Origin of the sequence: Pontibacter korlensis (genome assembly GCF_000973725.1) — a bacterium.
Classification (GTDB): Bacteria; Bacteroidota; Bacteroidia; order Cytophagales; family Hymenobacteraceae; genus Pontibacter; species Pontibacter korlensis.
Genome location: NZ_CP009621.1, coordinates 4,336,060 through 4,350,646, shown reverse-complemented (window position 1 = coordinate 4,350,646; position 14,587 = coordinate 4,336,060). Strand labels below are relative to the sequence as shown.

General features: G+C 45.8%; 10 protein-coding genes. 6 read left to right on the top strand and 4 right to left on the bottom strand.

All coding sequences use genetic code 11. The annotated features are described in order from the left end of the window. Positions 1–27: 27 nt before the first annotated feature. From lpxK to PKOR_RS18725, 3 genes are read left to right on the top strand one after another with little or no spacing between them, the layout of a single operon-like run. Complete coding sequence (gene lpxK / locus PKOR_RS18735) at positions 28–1,080, top strand: tetraacyldisaccharide 4'-kinase (RefSeq protein ID WP_046312700.1); 1,053 nt, start codon at positions 28–30, stop codon at positions 1,078–1,080. A 38-nt stretch (positions 1,081–1,118) separates the two neighbouring features. Continuing rightward, positions 1,119–3,080: a putative porin gene (locus PKOR_RS18730; RefSeq protein ID WP_084694839.1), complete on the top strand. Its 1,962-nt coding sequence runs from the start codon at positions 1,119–1,121 to the stop codon at positions 3,078–3,080. Positions 3,081–3,136: 56 nt separating this feature from the next. Continuing rightward, complete coding sequence (locus PKOR_RS18725) at positions 3,137–3,745, top strand: MiaE family protein (protein ID WP_046312696.1); 609 nt, start codon at positions 3,137–3,139, stop codon at positions 3,743–3,745. Positions 3,746–3,834: 89 nt separating this feature from the next. Here PKOR_RS18725 and PKOR_RS18720 read toward each other — a convergent pair whose 3' ends face one another. Continuing rightward, positions 3,835–5,100, bottom strand: coding sequence for a hypothetical protein (locus PKOR_RS18720; protein WP_046312695.1), 1,266 nt, complete (start codon positions 5,098–5,100; stop codon positions 3,835–3,837). A gap of 132 nt (positions 5,101–5,232) precedes the next feature. On the opposite strand from PKOR_RS18720, the gene PKOR_RS18715 reads away from it, so the two are divergent. Further along, the gene (locus PKOR_RS18715) at positions 5,233–6,477 is read left to right on the top strand and encodes an ABC transporter permease (RefSeq protein ID WP_046312693.1); all 1,245 of its coding nucleotides are present in this window, start codon (positions 5,233–5,235) and stop codon (positions 6,475–6,477) included. Between the two features lie 421 nt (positions 6,478–6,898). Further along, the gene (locus PKOR_RS18710) at positions 6,899–7,900 is read left to right on the top strand and encodes a hypothetical protein (protein WP_235336758.1); all 1,002 of its coding nucleotides are present in this window, start codon (positions 6,899–6,901) and stop codon (positions 7,898–7,900) included. 177 nt (positions 7,901–8,077) lie between these two features. On the opposite strand, the gene PKOR_RS18705 is transcribed toward PKOR_RS18710, so the two are convergent. The 3 genes from PKOR_RS18705 to PKOR_RS18695 form a co-directional block, all read right to left on the bottom strand. Then, positions 8,078–8,698 (bottom strand): OmpH/Skp family outer membrane protein, encoded by a 621-nt coding sequence (locus tag PKOR_RS18705; protein WP_235336756.1) that lies wholly within the window; start codon positions 8,696–8,698, stop codon positions 8,078–8,080. Between the two features lie 68 nt (positions 8,699–8,766). Then, positions 8,767–10,086 carry a tRNA (N(6)-L-threonylcarbamoyladenosine(37)-C(2))-methylthiotransferase MtaB gene (gene mtaB, locus PKOR_RS18700; RefSeq protein ID WP_046312691.1) on the bottom strand — a complete coding sequence of 440 codons (1,320 nt, stop codon included), beginning with the start codon at positions 10,084–10,086 and terminating at the stop codon, positions 8,767–8,769. A gap of 146 nt (positions 10,087–10,232) precedes the next feature. Then, positions 10,233–12,074: an LTA synthase family protein gene (locus PKOR_RS18695; protein WP_158453799.1), complete on the bottom strand. Its 1,842-nt coding sequence runs from the start codon at positions 12,072–12,074 to the stop codon at positions 10,233–10,235. A gap of 269 nt (positions 12,075–12,343) precedes the next feature. Between PKOR_RS18695 and PKOR_RS18690 the strand changes: the two genes are divergently transcribed. Next, positions 12,344–14,533, top strand: coding sequence for a glutamine synthetase III family protein (locus tag PKOR_RS18690; protein ID WP_046312689.1), 2,190 nt, complete (start codon positions 12,344–12,346; stop codon positions 14,531–14,533). The last annotated feature ends 54 nt before the right edge of the window (positions 14,534–14,587 follow it).

Below are 14,587 nucleotides of genomic sequence, written 5' to 3'. Positions count from 1 at the left end.
AACGTAATTTGCAGGCGTTACAAAACCATGCAGAAATATCTCCACATACCTCTCTGGCCATTTTCGCAGCTTTATAGTGGCATTATGCGGCTTCGCAACCTGGGCTATGATAAAGGTTTGATGACCTCCCGTTCCTTTGATTTGCCTGTTATAGCTGTTGGTAACCTCACGGTTGGGGGCACAGGTAAAACACCTCATGTTGAATACCTGCTTCGCCTCTTGCATAACTATAAAGTAGCAACTCTAAGCCGTGGGTATAAGCGCCACAGCAAAGGATTCATACTTGCTGATAAAGATACCTCAGCAGCCAAAATAGGGGATGAGCCCTTTCAATACCATCTTGATTTCAAAGATGTTGCCGTGGCTGTCTGTGAGGATCGCGTTAAGGGAATAGATGAGCTGCAAAAGCAATTGGAAAAACTGGAAGTTGTGGTGCTGGATGATGCTATGCAGCACAGACCTGTGCAGCCTTCCCTGAACATCCTGATCACGGATCATAACCGCCCTTTTTACAAAGATTATGTTTTGCCGGCCGGAAGGCTTCGGGAGCCACGAACAGGTGCCAGGCGTGCAGATATTGTGATTGTTAGTAAATGCCCGGCCAGCATAAGTACAGAGGAGCAAAGAGCTGTGCAGCAGCAGGTGGAACAGTATACTTCTCCTGGTACACCAATTTTCTTCTCCACTTTTGCCTATGGTAGGCCAGTGCCGGTAGGTAGTGGAGCAGAAGTAAGTAAGGGCGTTGTTCTGGTGACAGGTATTGCCAATGCAGAACCGCTTAAGAACTACCTGATAAAGCAGGGGTATGCTATTTTAAAGCATTTGGGGTATCCGGATCATTATAGGTATACCCCGGAAGACCTCGAAGAGCTACAGGAACTACTACATAATAAAGCTTTTGCCAGTGCTTCTGTACTAACCACCCGTAAAGATGCTGTAAAGATGATTGACGCCGCTCTTCTGCCTTTGACAAAGCAACTGCCAATCTTTTTTGTACCAATTGAAGTAAGAATTATGAACGACGGTGACAAGTTTGACCAACTTGTACTGCAGCACGTGCAAAGCTTGGTACAAGCTTAAAGCTGCATTTTCCGTTAATATTTCACTATTTTTGAAACGTGAAAAGAAGACTATCCGCCTTTATACTTCTAGTGCTGTGCTTACTGCTGGTAAAGACAGTTGCTGTTGCCCAGATTATAGATGACTCTACAAAGGCCATCTATGGGCCTAAAACAGTACTGCTACTGTATGAGCAGGATGTACTGGAAGGCCGCTATGCCGGTAAGCCGATCGATACAACACTCAATAACCTGCATAACGAGCGCTATTGGTTTAACGACACCACATTTTACCAACACTTGGGTAATGTTGGCGTGGCCGCCACACCTTTGTTTTTTCAACTACCGGACAAGATAGGTGTAAGGTTAGGCAAGAATATCTTTGACAGGTATGCTTATAATCCTCAAGGGATGAATTACTACGATACCCGCTCACCTTACACGCATCTGTACTATGTACAGGGTGGCCTTGGGGAGCAGGTATTTGAGGCATTACACACACGTAACATCAATCCGCGCTGGAACATTGGAGCAGCCTATCAGGTACTTTCTGCCAACCATCAGTTTGGCCCTGGCGCACAGCGTCCCTCCAGAGCAAGAGGCATGCTCGACAACCAGGCTATAAAGGTGTTTTCTCATTACCGTTCCGAAAACGAGCGCTATGATCTGTTCTTCAACTTTACAACTATGAAGGTAGAGCAGATAGAAACAGGTGGTATTGATATTTCAAGCGGAGATACTTCTGTTTTAGAGCTATACGAAGAGGCGCCTGTTTACCTGAGCCAGGCCTCCAACGAGGAAGCCAGAAATAACTTTCACTTGACACACGTCTACCGGCTGGCCAAGGAAAACCTGAAAATATACCATACTTTTGATTTCTACCGCCAGCGTAATGAGTATTTGGATGATGCTATTCCTGCTGCTTTAGTTGATACAGTTGCGCTAAATAATGCTATCCGAGGTAGGTCCTACGTGTATCCAAGGTTTATATTTAGTACGGGTAGAACCAATGAGGCCACTGCATATAAGGAGATAGAGAACACCTTTGGTTTAAGGGGTAATAACCAGCTTTCTTCTTACAATGCTTATGTTAAACTCCGAAATGCTAATATAGCTTATAGTGCCATAGACTCTATAGGCACTGCGGCTAATATTGCGGATAGTGTGCTGGCTGCAGGTAATGTTTTCCAGGACACAACTAGAAGCGGAAATTTTAACCAAGTATTTATTGGCGGTGATATTAGGTTATTTTACAAAGACCTGGTAGAGCTGACAGGTAGTGCCGAATACCAACTGGCAGGCGACTATCGCATAAAGGGTACTGCTCGATTAGGAGGTGCTTATGCTACATTACAGCGTGTACATTATTCTCCGTCACGGGTAGAATCAGTTATGTTGAGCAACCACTTTGATTGGAACGAACCTTTTAAAAATATAGCAGTGAACAGAATAGGGGCTGGTCTGCACCAGAAGCTAGGCAAACGCCAGCATGTAAAGCTGGATGGCCACTTAACTGATGTGGAGCGCTGGGTATACTTTGATAAAGATGCTGTACCGGTGCAGGCAAGTGGTAACCAGCGTTTCTGGGGTGCTAGCCTGGCACATAAGATATTCTTCGGCCCTGTGCACTTCGATAACTTTGTAGCTTACAACAACACCGACGAAGCCAACAACATCCGCCTGCCTGAGTGGCTGCTGGAGTCTAAGGCTTACATAGAAGGGCCCCTGTTTAAGAATGCGCTGTTTCTGCAGTTTGGGGTACAAGGGACATATGCAAGTGAGTACTACGCCTATGGGTATATGCCTGTAACGCAGCAGTTTTTTGTGCAGGATGAGTTCGCTACACAAGGCTATCCAGTGCTGGATGTATTCCTGAATGCCAACATCAAAACAGTTAATGTGTTCCTTAAAATGAGCCACATCAACTATGAGTTGTCTGAGCCGGTTTATTTTGTGACCCCATATTACCCGGGCATGCGCCGCAGCTTTGTTTTTGGCCTTACCTGGCGTTTCTTCGATTAACCAGAATAGCGGTGGTAAAAGTGCTAGTGTTCTCCTTGTAATAACTTAAAGTACCCATGTCTACGACGCAACCAACTAAAACTATACTTCGCCTAGAGCTTCCTACAGACCCACGATGGGTAAACATAGCGGAGAAAAACATAGAAGAGATTCTGGTAGACCATGCCTATTGTGAGCAGAAAGCAGCTACCTCAGGCATATCGCTTATCGTAAAGTATCCAGATAAAGAGCGGTTGGTTGAGGAAATGACTGAATTAGTGGCAGAGGAATGGAGCCATTTTGAGCGGGTGATGGAGCAGCTAAAGAAGCGCGGCTATGGCCTGGGCCGTAACCGACCTGATGAGTATGTGGTGGAGCTTACTAAGCACATACGAAAGGGAGGTAAGCGCGAGCGTCAGCTAATGGACCACCTTTTGATAAACGCCTTGATCGAGGCACGCAGTTGTGAGCGCTTTAAGTTGCTTTGGAAGAATATTCAGGACGAAGAACTACAGAAATTCTACTATGAACTGATGGTATCGGAGGCTGGGCATTATGTAGGCTTTGTGAAGCTAGCCAAGGAATATATGCCAGCGGAGGAGGTAGATGCCAGGCTCAAAGAGTTATTGGCCATTGAGGCTGACATCATACGCAACCTGGAGCCGCGGCCAGACAGAATGCATTAAGCGCTTAGTAGGGTATGATATAAAGATTAAGGGCGGTCTGATAGATATTCAGACCGCCCTTAATTGTTGTCTTATACTTGAAACTGAAATCAAGTTTTCTGCTTCTTTTTCTTAGCCGCAGGAAAGAGAATATTGTTCAGAATAAGTCGGTAACCTGGTGAATTTGGGTGCAGCGCCAGATCTGTTGGGTCTTCACCTACCAGGTGCTGGTAGTCTTCAGGGTCGTGACCACCATAAAAGGTCCAGGTACCACGGGCGTAGGTGCCGTGCATGTAACGAATCTCACCTAACTCTTTATTCTCACCCATTACTACCACCTCCGGTTTTACTAAGCTCTTTCTGAAGGCAGTGGTTTGCCCCATAAAGCCTTTTATCGTTTTCGAATGGTTTTGTGTCAGCATGGTCGGGATAGGGTCCCACTTGGCTGAGAAGGTAAAAAGCTGGAAGTAGTCGTTTGCCTCAGTAACTGGCCGTTCCTGGGGCTGCATATCTATATCAGAGTACTCGTACTCGAGCGGGTTACGAGAGATTCTAAAATCCTGGAAAGCAAAGGTTTTGCTGTAGTCTAATTTGCTTTGGGCGTTAGGGTCAGCTGCATCGCCATCAAACATAGCCTCTACAATGTCTACCCCCTCAGCAGCTAAAGCAATATCATAGGTGTCGGTAGCGGAGCACATGGCAAAAAGGAAGCCTCCTCCAGCAGTGAAATCCTTTATTTTGTTAACCACTGCCAGCTTCAACTCTGATACTTTGCTAAAGCCTAACTCTGTGGCAGATTCTTCAGCCTCCCGCTGCTGTTGCTGATACCAAGGGTAGTGGCGGTAACTGGCGTAGAATTTACCATACTGGCCTGTAAAGTCTTCGTGGTGTAGGTGTAACCAGTCATACTTAGGCAGTTCTTCTCGTATTATCTCCTTATCATAGATCACATCGTAAGGGATCTCTGCATAAGTTAAGACTAGCGTAACCGCATCATCCCATGGCATTTTAGACTTTGGAGAATAAACGGCCACTTTAGGCACTTTCTCCAGTTTCATGATATCCATGTTTGCTTCAGGGTTACTGATCTCAGACAGAATGCCGTTGTATTGGGCGTCAGAGATTACAGTGTAGCTCACGCCACGCACGATTAGCTCGTTTTCCAACTGAGGCATGTGGTGAAAGGCAAAGCTTCCGCCCCGGTAATTCAGTAGCCAGTCTACAGGTACATTTTTGCTCAACACCCAATAAGCCACACCATAAGACTTCAGGTGGTCTTTCTGCGCTTCATCCATAGGCACCAGTATAGTGCTTGCCCAAACGGGTAATTTTAGCAGAAACAGGCAGAGGAAAAGTGTGATAGTACGAAGAAACATCAGGTTTGTCTTTAAAAAGTCTTCAATAGTATAAAAGTGGTTCTTTTTTCAGAAAATGCCACTATCTTAGAAGCATCGTGCTATTTTTATACTTAACGTAAAAGATAACAAAAGCGCACAATTTTCCTACAGATGAACCTAGCCGAAAATATTTTAGAAGGCCTTAGAGCCATACAAGGAAACCTGCTGCGGACGGTACTTACAGGCCTTATCATCTCTATTGGCATTATGTCCTTGGTAGGGATTCTAACAGCTGTGGACAGTATGAAATACTCCCTGACGCAGACATTTTCTAACCTTGGTGCTAATTCTTTTGATATTCGCAGCAAGGGCATGAACAACCGTGGCAGCCAAGGTGGTAGAGTAGAGAAAGTTTACCCAAAAATCTCTTATGAGCAGGCATCGCGATACAAGGACCTAATGAAGGATGAAGCGCGCGTAAGTTTGTCCGCTTTTATATCAGGGGCTACTGTGGTGAAAAGCCAAACCGAGAAAACGAACCCGAATATAAGTGTTGTAGGAGCTGACGAAAACTACATGCTAAACAATAACCTGAACCTATCAAAGGGGCGTGACTTTTCGTCTTTTGAGCAGGAGCAGGGTACTAATGTAGCTATCATTGGTGATGAAGTGGCTTCCACACTTTTCAAGAAACAGGATGCTCTTGGGGAATATATTACCTTCCTGGGCCGCCGGTTTAAGGTGGTAGGGCAGATGGAGAAGTCCGGAAGCTCTATGGGCGGTAGCAGCGACAGGCGTATACTTATTCCCCTGGAAGCCGGAAGGCAAATTCCTAGATCAGGTAATTCTGAGTTGAACTTTGACATCAAAACAGCCATTTTCAGAGCTGATGAGCTGAATTATGTGATGGGGGAAGCTACCGGCACGATGCGTAACATTCGCCAGGACCCTTTAGGGCAGGAAGATTCTTTTGAGATACGTCGTTCCGATTCGGTAGTGCAGAGTTTAGATGAGATTTCTGGCTATCTGAAGCTTGGTGGTGGCGTCATTGGTTTTATCACGCTACTAGGTGCTTCTGTAGGCCTGATGAACATTATGATGGTGTCGGTGAACGAACGTACAAGGGAAATTGGTGTTCGTAAGGCTTTAGGTGCTACCTCTTTCCAGATACGGCAGCAGTTTTTAATAGAGGCTATCGTTATATGTGTGCTTGGCGGACTGGTAGGAATCCTACTTGGTATACTTATGGGTAACGGTATCGCTTCGCTGATAGCTGAGGGCGGAGGATTCTTTGTGCCCTGGGTATGGGTATTTACAGGTTTGTCCATCTGTGTACTTGTAGGAGTTATATCTGGGTATTACCCGGCTTTCAAGGCATCAAAGCTTGATCCTATAGAGTCGCTTCGGTACGAGTAAGGTACGGTTAAGAATATCACGAGAAGAGACGTCAAATATGGCGTCTTTTTTTGTTTAGACACTGCGCATATACTGGCCGCATGGTCCATAATATGTTTCGCTGCCTGCTACTCTAAGCTTGAGGTGCCTATCTCTTAAGCCTAAGCCTTTCATTTTCTGAAAGCGTTATTTTCATATATATTCTTCTGCAACATTTGCAAAGATCCATTGTATATTATTAATAGTTATATTACAGGCTGTGTAGTCTGCTAAATTCACCCCAGCCCCCGTTCCTTACTCTGTAGGAGATAATATTGAAGCTTTGCGTTCTTTGATAACTTTATCTTGGTTCATGATAAAATCTATACTCGCCGTCTCAGCTTTCTTACTCTTCTACACTGATGCCTACCCCCAAGGGTGTGTGGCTGTTAGGAGTAATGGTATGGCATCCTGTACAATTGCCCATCCTACAGAAGAGACAGCTGCCAAGGGGTGGCAGCTTAATGTTGCACATCGTTATTTCAAGTCATTCCGACATTTCAGAGGAGAAGAAGAGCAGGAGGAAAGACTTAAGCAGCATACTGAGGTAATTAACTGGCAACACAGTCTGGACCTTACTGTGATTCGCCAAATTAACAGCAGCTGGTCCTTGAGTGTCGGAGTACCTCTTCTGATTAACAAACGTTCTTCTCTATATGAGCATGGAAGGCAGCAACGACACAATACAAATTCGGCAGGACTTGGAGAGATTAGGGTTGTTGCCTACAAATGGTTGTTAGATCCAGAGCAAAACATGAGTGGTAACCTGCAGCTTGGAGTAGGCGTGAAGCTTCCTACAGGTAACTATAAGTATAAAGATACATTCTATCATGTGGGGCCGGATGGAAGCACTGAAGTGCGTCCTGTTGATCAATCTATACAGTTGGGAGATGGCGGCGTTGGAGCTATTGCTGAACTGAATGGCTTTTATTCGCTCAGCCCCCGGTTCAGTACCTATGGCAATTGGTATTACCTCTTTAACCCGAGGGAGGACAATGGCACGCGCACTTTTCGAGAAACACTTACTCCCATGTTAGCTAACGAGGCGATCATGAGCGTGCCGGATCAATACATGGTGCGAGTAGGAGTAAGCTACGGGTTCAAAGGTACGCTTGAAGGGCTGTTAGCTTCAATAGGTGGCAGAATGGAGGGAGTGCCAGTAGAGGATACTTTTGGAGGCAGCAGAGGGTTCCGCCGCCCAGGTTATGTACAGTCTCTTGAACCTGGCGTGAGCTATCAGCTTAAGAAAGTAAGTTTGTTTGCGGCTATACCTATTGCATTGCGCAGAAACCGCCTGCAAAGTGTAACGGACAAGGAAAACACGGAAGCTACGGGAAATTTTGTACAAGGCGATGCGGCCTTCGCAGACTATGCGATCAATATAGGTTGCACCATTAAACTGTAACAGCACACTTTATACGTTTCAATTGGTCAGTAAAGAACCCCCTGATGTTAATTTTTACTACCAATCGAAGCCGATGCGGCCTTTGCTTGTACATCGCTCATGCGCTGTGGGCACTACTGCTGTAAAATAACAAAGGCGAACTGTAAAGCTCGCCTTTGTTGTAGCGGTTATTGAAGATTACTTTTTCTTCTCTTCTTCTTTTTGCTTGTCTGCCTCAGCCTTCTCGCCTTCGTAGGTCTTGTTCAGGGCAGATACTACGCGCTCCGTGATGTCCAGAGTAGAGTCACCGTAAAGGATGGCGCTGTTACCACGCTGGTATGTAAGCACCATTTTATAGCCTTCTTCCTGGCTTAGCTGCTTCAGATACTCTTCTACACGGTCGTAAATCTTTTTCATTTCTTCTGACTCTTCAGTCATCAGTTCATTGCCTGAGCTCTGCTGAAGTGCCTGTAGTTGCTGCTGCTTCTGCATCAGGCGTTGCTCAGTAGCTTGTGCCTGTTGCTGGGTCATGCCAGCTGCATTTTGCTGGAAACGTTGTACTTCCTTCTGGAAAGACTCAGCCTGAGTGCGCAGATCTTTTTCCTTTTGCTCGGCCTTCGTCTGCAGGCGTGTACGCACATCTTTAAAATATTCGTAGTTGGCCAGCAGCGAGTCAGAATTTACATAAACGATTTCTGATGTACCTGCAGCTGATTCTGAGGCTACGTCCTGTGGTTTCACCGTGTCAGGGCTACCGCTGCAAGCCATCATCATGGCAGAAGCTGTGGCCAGACCTAATGTCATCTTTAAAACTTTCACGCTTTATCTTTATTAGTTTAGTTGGAAGATTTCGCAGCTTAAATATAAGAGAATTCCCGCCCAAAAACCTAATGCTTTAGTACCTCCTGGTAAGTTTCTTCGGCTTCCATCAGGCCTTGTGCATCAATTTGGATCAGGCGAACGTGCTTTGTTTCATTTACCAGTACAGGGTCGTATTTGGCTACAACACGAACGTAGTTTTCTGTCCAGCCTTCCATCTTGCCATCTTTTACATCGTCCTCAAACAAGACCGTAAACTCCTGGCCGATGTTCTGCTCATAGAAGTGACGCTTTTTCTTTTCCGAAAGAATGCGCAGCATGTCAGCACGGCGATTACGGTCTTTGATGCTCACTTTACCTTCCATATCAGGGGCCAGTGTGTTCTCGCGCTCAGAGTATGGGAACACGTGCAGGTAGCTTACATCCATTTCATTTATGAAATTGTAAGTCTCCAGGAAGTCTTCTTCTGTCTCGCCCGGGAAGCCTACGATCACGTCTACGCCGATACAGCAGTGTGGCATCAACGCTTTGATTTTGGCTACACGGTCAGCGTAAAGTTCGCGCTGGTAGCGACGGCGCATCAATCTCAGGATTTTATTAGATCCGGACTGAAGCGGCACGTGGAAGTGCGGCATAAAGCGTTGGCTCTGGCTAACAAACCCAATGATTTCGTCTTTCAGTAGGTTAGGCTCAATAGAGGAAATGCGGAAACGGTCAATTCCCTTAACCTTATCCAGCTCCTGTACCAGCTCGTAGAAGCTCTCTACACGCTTGCCATCCTGAATACCAAAGTCACCGGTATTTACACCTGTCAATACAATCTCCTTCACACCTGATTCGGCAATTTCATGAGCCGACTTTACTACATTGGCAATACTGTCGGAGCGGCTATTGCCACGTGCCAATGGAATGGTACAGAAGGTGCAGGAGTAGTCGCAACCATCCTGAACTTTCAGAAAGGTACGTGTACGGTCGCCGAAAGAGTAGGAGTTATGGAAGGTGTTAGCCTCTGAAACAGGACTGGCAAAAACCTGCGCCTTATCCTTCTTCTCAAATGTTTCCAGTATATCTACCAGCTGAAATTTCTCAGCAGCACCTAGTACGGCATCTACCCCCGGAATTTCAGAGATTTCTTTTGGTTTGAGCTGGGCATAGCAGCCAACTATGGTAATGAATGCATCCGGAGAATGCTTCAGCGCCTCCTTAACAATCTTACGGCACTTCTTATCTGCGTTATCAGTTACCGAACACGTGTTAATAACGTAAATGTCCGGTTTATCCGTAAACTCTACCTTCTCAAAACCACGCTCCTGGAAAATTCGACCTATGGTGCTGGTTTCAGAGTAGTTAAGCTTACATCCTAAGGTATAAAAAGCTACTTTTTTCATAATCAGGGGGCAAAGGTACAAAAATTAATTGTGATAGCGTGTATACCGCCAGATGTATCTAGCCTGTTGTTGCTCAGGTTGTTAGATGATCTGGTGATTTGATTCAATCGCACAATTTTTTTCTACCTCTTGTCTTGTTTAAAATGCTACTTCCTCACAAAGTCCTCGAAGGATTGCTGCATATAAGCCTTGCCATTTAGCAGCTGTTCTTCGCTTACGCCTTCTTCTTTTATGATAGGCTTTTTTGCCACATTGTCGAAGGTCAGGACGCCTTCAGGTGTGATATAGCCAAAGCCGTCGTTAAATACATAAAACGCAAAAGAACTGGCAGTTGGTGCCAGTAAATTGCGGCTCCACTTAAAGTCCTGATGAGGCATGTTGAGTTGTGCCAGTAAGGTAGCGGCTATATCTGTCTGGCTGCCAACATCGCTTATAGTTATGCCACCATGGGCTAAAGCACCACCAGCAAGTATACATGGTATTTTAAACTTGCTTGGCACATGGTTAGGGTCGTCTCCGGGTAGCCTGTGACCATGGTCTGCGGCAATAACTACAAGAGTGTTTTGCCACCAGTCCTGTTTTTTGGCCTCTTCTATAAATTTGCCCAGAGCCCAATCTGTATAATATACACTGTTACGGAACTTCGACTCTTCATCGCTACCTGGAAATTTAGCCGGTATGGGAGTCTCAAAGGGCTCATGGCTGCTAAGGGTGTAAACAGTGCAGAAGAAAGGCTGCTTTTCTTGCTTTAGGTCCTGCTGTACACGTTCAAACAGGATATGGTCATGTGCGCCCCACTTTGAGTTGTAAGTGCTTGGGTCAAAGTCATACTTGTCTATGAGCCTGTCATACCCGCCATTGCGCAGGTAAGATTTGATGTTGGCAAACTCTAACTCGCCGCCATAATAATAGCTGGTGCTATAGCCACTTTGCTCAAAGACCTGGCTCAGTTGCGGCATTTTTTCCGTTTTATGCGGATACTTTATGATAGAAGTCGTGGTCTGTACAGGATAACCACTCAATAGGGCCACCATACCTTTTTCACTGCGGTCGCCGGCGGCGTAGATATTTGTAAAGTTGATACCCTCCTTTGCGAATTTATCAAGGTTAGGAGTAACGCCTTTTTCGCCGCCCAGGCTCTCTATAAATTTAGCCGTATAGCTCTCCAAGATAATAAACAGCACATTCGGCTTAGCCACACGTAAAAGCTGCTGCGTAGAATCGGCAGAAGAGGCTGCGTAAAGCGACGCCACGCGTTCCTCTGCCTCCTGCTCCGGCATATACTGGTAGGGGTTATGAGCTGACTTTTTATACTTGAGCAGTGCATGCATCAGGTTCCAGGGCATATTAAGCCCGGCATGGTTGGCAAAAGGCTTATCAGAAAAATATACCACACTTTGGTTAATGGGGATCTGTTGCCACCCCCCGCGTAATGGGAGCACCAGAAGAGCAGCAAACAAAAGAGCCCCACCACTAAAAAGCCATCTGTTTAGCTGCCTTTTATACTTTACAAGGTCAAAAACGCGCCGATATAGAAATATAAAAGAAACCGAAATGGCCAGGGTAACTACAAAGAGTATAAACAAAGGTGCTCCAGCGGCAGAGGCTGCTATTTCAGTAGGTGAACTAAGGTATTGTAGCGGGGAAGCATCTAAGCGGAAACCCCAGTGGCTGTAAAGCTCCAGGTCTACTGTTAATAAAGTAGAAAGCAAAGCCAGCAATACTATCGTATAGTAGCGAACTAGTTTTACTACTTGCAGCTTTTGCCACAAAGCTGACAATAAAACCAGCACAAACGGTAAAGCACTGATATAGGCTGCAAAAGAAGCATCAAGCCGCAGGCCATATATAAAGGTGTTGATTACCTCAGCAGAGGTAAGCTCTGAACTGCGGTCGAGATGATATACAAGAAAAATAGCTCTGGCTACTATAAAGTATAGCATCCAGAACAAGAAGTACAAGGGTTGGAAGAAGATGCGGTTTTTCACAGCGCAAATATAAGGCATTACTAAGCCATGGGTAACAGTTTTACAAAAGAGAAGGTTTCGAGCCTATTTTGGGGGTGGGGTTGCTGATTTAGGGGGTGAATTAGTAAAATTGCTTTTCTTTTTCGAGTAAGGGTTATGCCAATAAGGGTGTCTTGATGGTTTTTAGTAAAAATAGCGAATACACCCCTTTAAAAAATATACCCCTTTTGTTTGATGGGAGGTTTTTCTGTATAACTTTGCTACAGAAATAACCCAACCCTAATAACCTAATGGCAATTTTAAGATTCAAAGCGCTGGAGCATGCTAGCCAGCACAAGACCGGCGAGGTCTCGCTTCCATCACACAAAATTTCTGATTATTTCGGTGAGAACGTGTTTAGCAAAGATGCTCTTCGTTCTACTATGTCTTCTGAGAACTTTAAGCGCCTGCAGCGTACAATTGAGGCAGGTGAAAGAGTAGACCGTGAGTTGGCTGATGCTGTGGCTGCCGCCATGAAAACATGGGCTATGAGCAAAGGCGCTACCCACTACACGCACTGGTTCCAACCATTAACTGGTGCTACTGCCGAAAAGCATGACTCTTTCTTCGACCTTACCGGTGACGGTGAAGCCATTGAAAGCTTTAAAGGCAGCGCCTTGGTACAGCAGGAGCCAGATGCTTCTTCTTTCCCAAGCGGTGGTATCCGTAATACTTTTGAGGCTCGTGGCTACAGTGCCTGGGATCCTTCTTCCCCTGCATTCCTGATTGAGAACGCTGGAACCAAAACTTTATGTATCCCGACTATCTTCGTGTCTTACACAGGTGAGGCCTTAGACTATAAAACACCTCTTCTTAAGTCGTTGAAACTGCTGAACGATGCCGCTGTGCCGGTTTGCCAGTACTTCGACAAAGACGTTTCAAAAGTAAACACTACACTGGGTATTGAGCAGGAGTACTTCCTGGTTGACAAAGCCTTGTATGAGGCGCGTCCTGACCTAGTGATTTCTGGCCGTACAGTTTTTGGTCATTCTCCGGCTAAGGGCCAGCAGTTAGAAGACCACTACTTCGGAAGCATTCCTAGCAGAGTACACGCCTTTATGGTGGATTTTGAGAAAACTGCTCTTCGTTTAGGTATTCCGTTGAGAACACGCCACAATGAGGTGGCTCCTAACCAGTTCGAGTGTGCTCCCACGTTTGAGGATGCTAACCTGGCGGTTGACCACAACCAGTTGCTGATGGACATTATGGACCGCGTTGCGGAGCGCCATAACTTCAAGGTTCTCTTGCACGAGAAACCTTTCAAAGGTGTTAACGGTAGCGGTAAGCACAACAACTGGGCCATGAGCACCAACACTGGTGTTAACCTGCTTGCTCCAGGCAAAAAGCCAAAAGAGAACCTGCAGTTTCTGACCTTCTTCATCAACACCATCAAGGCGGTTTATACGCATGCTGATTTGCTTCGCGCGTCTATCGCTTCTGCTAGTAACGACCACCGTCTGGGTGCCAACGAGGCTCCTCCGGCTATCATGTCTGTTTTCATCGGTCAGCAGCTGACAGCAGTACTGGATGAGTTTGAGCGTACTTCTAAAGTTCCGATCGAGAAAGGTGATAACATGTACCTGAAGCTGGGTATTGACCGTATCCCGGAGGTTCTTCGCGATAACACTGACCGTAACCGTACTTCTCCGTTTGCCTTCACAGGTAATAAGTTCGAGTTCCGTGCGGTAGGTTCTTCTGCCAACACATCTTCTCCTATGACGGTGCTGAACACGATTGTAGCTGACCAGCTGCAGCAGTTCCGTAATTCTGTTGACGAGCTGATTGAGTCCGGCATGAAGAAGGAGCTGGCTATCATCCAAATCTTGAGAGACTATGTAGCATCTTCTAAAGCTATCCGTTTTGAGGGTAACGGCTATTCTCAGGAGTGGGAGGAAGAAGCAGCTAGCCGTGGTCTTTCAAATATCAAGTCTACGCCACTTGCGCTGGACGTTTACCACCGCGATGAAGTGAAAGATGTGTTTACGAAGCATGGCATCTTTACTGAAGTTGAAATGGAGGCTCGCCACGAGATTTTGTTAGAAGAGTACATCAAGAAAATTCAGATCGAGTCTCGAGTGATGGGTGACCTGGCAGTAAACCACGTGATTCCTACTGCTATTGCTTACCAGAATAAGCTGATCGCTAACATCCGTGGCCTGAAAGAGATTGGCCTGGAGGATGAATACACTGACACTATCTGCGAAGCTATCAAGAAAATGTCGCGCCACATTACAACTATCCAAAAGAATGTGAACGATATGATTGAGGCTCGTAAGGTGGCTAACAAAGTTGAAAACGCACGCGAGCGCGCTATCATGTATAACGAGCAGGTGCTAAGCTTCTTTGAGCCGATCCGTTACGCTGTAGATAAACTGGAGCTGATGGTGGACGACGAAGATTGGCCACTGGTGAAATACCGCGAACTCCTGTTCCACCACTAAGATGAATTAGTTTTTATTAGGTTGATAAACGAAGGTGTCTTTCATAGGCACCTT

Excerpts from the sequence above, each read along its gene's own strand:
- PKOR_RS18720 (WP_046312695.1), bottom strand. The coding sequence starts at position 5,100 with ATGTTTCTTCGTACTATCACACTTTTCCTCTGCCTGTTTCTGCTAAAA.
- PKOR_RS18690 (WP_046312689.1), top strand. The coding sequence starts at position 12,344 with ATGGCAATTTTAAGATTCAAAGCGCTGGAGCATGCTAGCCAGCACAAG.
- PKOR_RS18715 (WP_046312693.1), top strand. The coding sequence starts at position 5,233 with ATGAACCTAGCCGAAAATATTTTAGAAGGCCTTAGAGCCATACAAGGA.
- lpxK (WP_046312700.1), top strand. The coding sequence starts at position 28 with ATGCAGAAATATCTCCACATACCTCTCTGGCCATTTTCGCAGCTTTAT.
- PKOR_RS18725 (WP_046312696.1), top strand. The coding sequence starts at position 3,137 with ATGTCTACGACGCAACCAACTAAAACTATACTTCGCCTAGAGCTTCCT.
- PKOR_RS18710 (WP_235336758.1), top strand. The coding sequence starts at position 6,899 with ATGGCATCCTGTACAATTGCCCATCCTACAGAAGAGACAGCTGCCAAG.
- mtaB (WP_046312691.1), bottom strand. The coding sequence starts at position 10,086 with ATGAAAAAAGTAGCTTTTTATACCTTAGGATGTAAGCTTAACTACTCT.